The 3,733-nt window shown below is 64.1% G+C and carries 4 protein-coding genes and 1 pseudogene; all 5 read left to right on the forward strand.

Translation table 11 applies throughout. The features are described 5' to 3' along the window. Positions 1-270 (forward strand): annotated as a pseudogene (locus tag EOD15_RS30520) (NADH oxidoreductase); the annotation flags it as partial. A 206-nt stretch (positions 271-476) separates the two neighbouring features. Beyond that, positions 477-1,640: a glycosyltransferase 87 family protein gene (locus EOD15_RS30525; protein ID WP_127320548.1), complete on the forward strand. Its 1,164-nt coding sequence runs from the start codon at positions 477-479 to the stop codon at positions 1,638-1,640. Continuing rightward, complete coding sequence (locus EOD15_RS30530) at positions 1,633-2,622, forward strand: glycosyltransferase family 2 protein (RefSeq protein WP_127320549.1); 990 nt, start codon at positions 1,633-1,635, stop codon at positions 2,620-2,622. The genes EOD15_RS30525 and EOD15_RS30530 overlap by 8 nt, the downstream gene beginning before the upstream one ends. Then, positions 2,619-3,428 (forward strand): ChbG/HpnK family deacetylase, encoded by an 810-nt coding sequence (locus EOD15_RS30535; protein WP_127409131.1) that lies wholly within the window; start codon positions 2,619-2,621, stop codon positions 3,426-3,428. The genes EOD15_RS30530 and EOD15_RS30535 overlap by 4 nt, the downstream gene beginning before the upstream one ends. Further along, positions 3,425-3,733, forward strand: a 309-nt coding sequence (locus tag EOD15_RS30540; protein WP_148129712.1) for a GtrA family protein, incomplete at its 3' end; no start/stop codon positions are given. The genes EOD15_RS30535 and EOD15_RS30540, both read left to right, overlap by 4 nt.

Raw genomic sequence — 3,733 nt, forward strand, 5'->3', positions numbered from 1 at the left:
ATCTATGGGCGGCTCGATCCCGAAGCCACCGTTATCCGCGAGCCCGGTCAACTGATCTTCCAGCATAAGCATATCGAAGGTTTTTGGCTGAGCGAGTGGATGCGCCAGTTCCGCGACCGCCGCGGCCCGGCGATCCTGGAAGCGCAGAAGCGTTTTTCCGATGGGCGCTGGTCGACCGACGTGACGGCGGTGGTGCCGCTCGCCGAGGCAATGGCGCGGGTGCCAGCGGAACTGGCCAAGCCTAACGGCAAGGTGTTCATCCGGCCTTAGAGCAATTCGAAAGACGCGAGAAACTTGGATACGAGAGCTTTCGACGGACGGAGAATGCCGGTATCCGGCAGCTGTCCGGATCGTCAGGCGAGTGTCCGAGTCTTTCAGACCCCTATGCCACGCCGCTTCGTCCGTGATATGCCGCCGCCATCGAATGCCGGGACAGGCTGGACTGAGCTTGTTCCGGGATTGTGTGGGGTGCCTTGATGACGATTTCCAAGCCGGTTTTCGACCGTTTGGGGTTTGGCCTGTGGATCGGAGCGTTCCTGGTCGTTCTTGCCATGGTCCTGCGGTCGCCGTACACGCGGACGGTATGGAAGGCCTATATAGACGGCAGCGAGGCGCTTCTGGCCGGTCTGCCGCTCTACGACACCCAATCCGAGATGGGGTATCTCTACGCGCCGGCCTTCGCCGCGCTCTACACTCCGATAGTCAAGCTCGGTCCGCATCTGGGCGGCGTGGTGTGGCACTCCCTCGGGTTTGCGGTGCTGACCTATGCCGCGATGCGGCAGGTGCGCAAGCTCGGTGGTGGCGAGTTGATGTGGCTGCTTTCTTTCGGCCTCTTCCTCGCTTTGCCGATGGCGCTCGGCGCGATCCGCAACGGCCAGGCGACGATCCTTTTGACCGGCGCTTGCTGGCTTCTCACATTGTCGGCGCTGGAAGGGCGACGGGCGGCGACGTTCTTCTGGGCTTCGCTTGCCATCATCGCCAAGCCGACCGCGATCATAATGCTGTTGTTGGTAGGAGCCCTTCGGCTTCGGTTGATACCGGTGCTGGTGCTGGCGGTGCTGTTCGTGCTCGCACTGCCTTACGCTTTTGCTCCCGCCGGCTATCTCAACGATCAGTATCGTGTCTTCGCCCAGATGTTGACCTCCATGGCCGTCGACAATACCAGCCATTTCGTGTCCACCGATTTCACGGCACCGTTCACCACGATAGGGCTGCCGATACCGGAATTCGGCGCAACGATCGTGCGCATGGTCATGGCCCTGCTTACGCTTTCAGCCGTCATCTGGTTCGACCGCAGGCTCGAAGGGGGAAAGGCAGCGCTGGCGATCTTCCTGACGGCCACCTTCTACATGTGCGTCTTCAACCCGCGCGTCGAGCCCAACACCTTTGCCATGATCGCGGTACCAGCCGGTCTTGCCATCGCCCTGTTGTGGCGCGAAGAACGAGGCGGCGTCCTCGCCTCGGTGCTGTCGATGACGCTGTTCGTGACCGGCCTGAGCGGCGTCGAGCGCCATGTGCACGATTTCCTCTTCCCCTGGTTCCGGCCGGTGGCCGTCACTTTCATCGCCGGTTCGCTGATCTGGTGGTTCTGGGCCAAGGCACGGGAAAAGGTGGTGAATGCGGGAGTCGCGAATGGCTGAGTTGCGACAGAGCCTCGATATCGTTGCGCCATTCTTCAACGAGGCGGCTTCGGCATCGGCCTTCGCGCGCCTGCTCGGCGAGCTCGAAGCGGCCGTGGCACAGCGCTTCGGCATGACCGTGCACAAGATCCTGGTCGATGACGGCAGCCGTGACGATGGCGCCGGACGATTTTCGCAGGCGCTGACGGGATCGTGGGAGATCGTCCGCCTCAGCCGCAATTTCGGCAAGGAAGTCGCTGTGCTCGCCGGCCTCGACCAGTCGCGCGGCGACATGGTGCTGATCATGGACGCCGACCTCCAGCATTCCCTGGACATCAGCCTGAAGCTGATCGCCGAGCTGGTGAACCATCCCGACATCGACGTCGTCTATGCCCAGAACGACCGCCGCGAGGCGAGTTGGCGGCGCAGCCAGCTTGCACGGCTTTTCTACAGCCTGATCAACTCGAGCCAACGTTTCGACATTCCCGAAAATGCCGGCGACTTTCGCGTCATGCGCGGCGCCGTGGCGCGCGCACTGACCAGCCTGCGTGACAAGCGTCGCTTCAACAAGGGCCTGTTTGCCTGGGCGGGCTTTCGCCAGAAAGCATTGCCCTATTCGCCGGAAGGCCGCGCCAGCGGCACATCGAAATGGAGCCGGCTCAACCTGATCGCCTTCTCGCTCGAAGGGTTCACCTCGTTCTCCGTCATTCCGCTGCGCCTGATCAGTCTTAGCGGGCTGCTCGCGGCGTTGGCCGGCGCGCTCTATGGTGCAAAGGTGTTCTTCGAGGTGATCTTCTACGGCATTGCCGTTCCGGGCTACCCCAGCCTGCTGGTTGCCGTCGTTCTGCTCGGCGGCCTCAATCTGACCCTGCTTGGGCTGATCGGCGAATATGTCTGGGTCACGCTCAGCGAGAGTAAGGATCGGCCGGTCTATCTCGTGCGCGATGTCGTGCGCAGCGAGGCCCCCGCCGACCGGCCGGAGCCGGGCACTCCGAACAGATGACGCGGCGCATTCGCCTGATCGCCGACGATTACGGCCTGGCGCCTGGCGTTTCCGCCGGGATTCTCGATCTTCTCGATCGGGGGCGCCTGACCGGCACCAGCTGCATGACCGGCTTTCCCGAGTGGGCAAAGGAGGCAGAGCGCATAAAACCGCTGTGCGGCCGGGCCGCGGTTGGGCTGCACCTCACCTTGACCGACCAGTTGGCCGTCACCGGCCGGTCGGCCCTGGCGCCGGAAGGCCGGCTGCCACCGCTCCGCGCACTGGCCTTACCTGTTCTGCGCGGCCGCATCGGCGACCGCCATGTCCATGCCGAGCTTGACGCCCAGTACAGCCGCTTCGTCGAGGCGCTTGGCCGCCGCCCCGATTTCGTCGACGGGCATCAGCATGTGCATTTCCTTCCCGTCGTGCGCACATGGCTGCGCATGCGTTTTCCAGAAGGCGCCGACAGGCCGACCCTGCGCGGCGCCCCGGCGCTGGCCGCGGGAGCGAAAGTCGCTGCGATTGCCACGCTCGCCGCCGGGTTCAACCGCTCGATGCAGCGCGCGGGCTTCACCGTTTTCCAGCCGCTCGCCGGCATCTATGACTGGCGGCAACCCGAAAAGTTCGCTGCGGTTCTGCGGGCCGCCGTCGAAGGGTTGCCGGAGCGAGGGCTGTTCATGTGTCATCCCGGCCATGTCGACGAGACGCTGCGCGCGCGCGACATGATGCAAGGTGTGCGCGAGGTCGAATTCGCGGCCTTGGCATCGGACGCGTTCGGAGCCAGCCTGGCCCGCGCCGGCGTCGAGATCTTGGACGGCAAGAGATGAGCGACGCCGATCGGCCCCAGCGTTCGGCCGGCAGCAAGATCGTCCGCTTCGCCATTGTCGGACTGGCGAACACGGCCATCGACCTTGCCAGCTTTTTCCTGCTGCTCAAGCTCGGGGTTCCGCCGGTGCCGGCCAACATCGCTGCCTGGTTCGTCGCCGTCACCTTTTCCTTCGCGGCGAACGGCTTGTGGTCGTTTGAGCGCAATCGAGCCATCCGGCTGCATGACGCGTTCCTTCGTTTCGCCACGCTTGGAGCGCTGATTTCGCTCGGTGTCTCCAGCCTCTCGATCGCGCTGTTCGCCGGC

Origin of the sequence: Mesorhizobium sp. M7A.T.Ca.US.000.02.2.1, assembly GCF_003996995.1 — a bacterium.
Taxonomy (GTDB): Bacteria; Pseudomonadota; Alphaproteobacteria; order Rhizobiales; family Rhizobiaceae; genus Mesorhizobium.

What these genes read in the sequence shown, in the direction of transcription:
- EOD15_RS30525 (WP_127320548.1), top strand. Translation starts at nt 477, where the DNA reads ATGACGATTTCCAAGCCGGTTTTCGACCGTTTGGGGTTTGGCCTGTGG.
- EOD15_RS30530 (WP_127320549.1), top strand. Translation starts at nt 1,633, where the DNA reads ATGGCTGAGTTGCGACAGAGCCTCGATATCGTTGCGCCATTCTTCAAC.
- EOD15_RS30535 (WP_127409131.1), top strand. Translation starts at nt 2,619, where the DNA reads ATGACGCGGCGCATTCGCCTGATCGCCGACGATTACGGCCTGGCGCCT.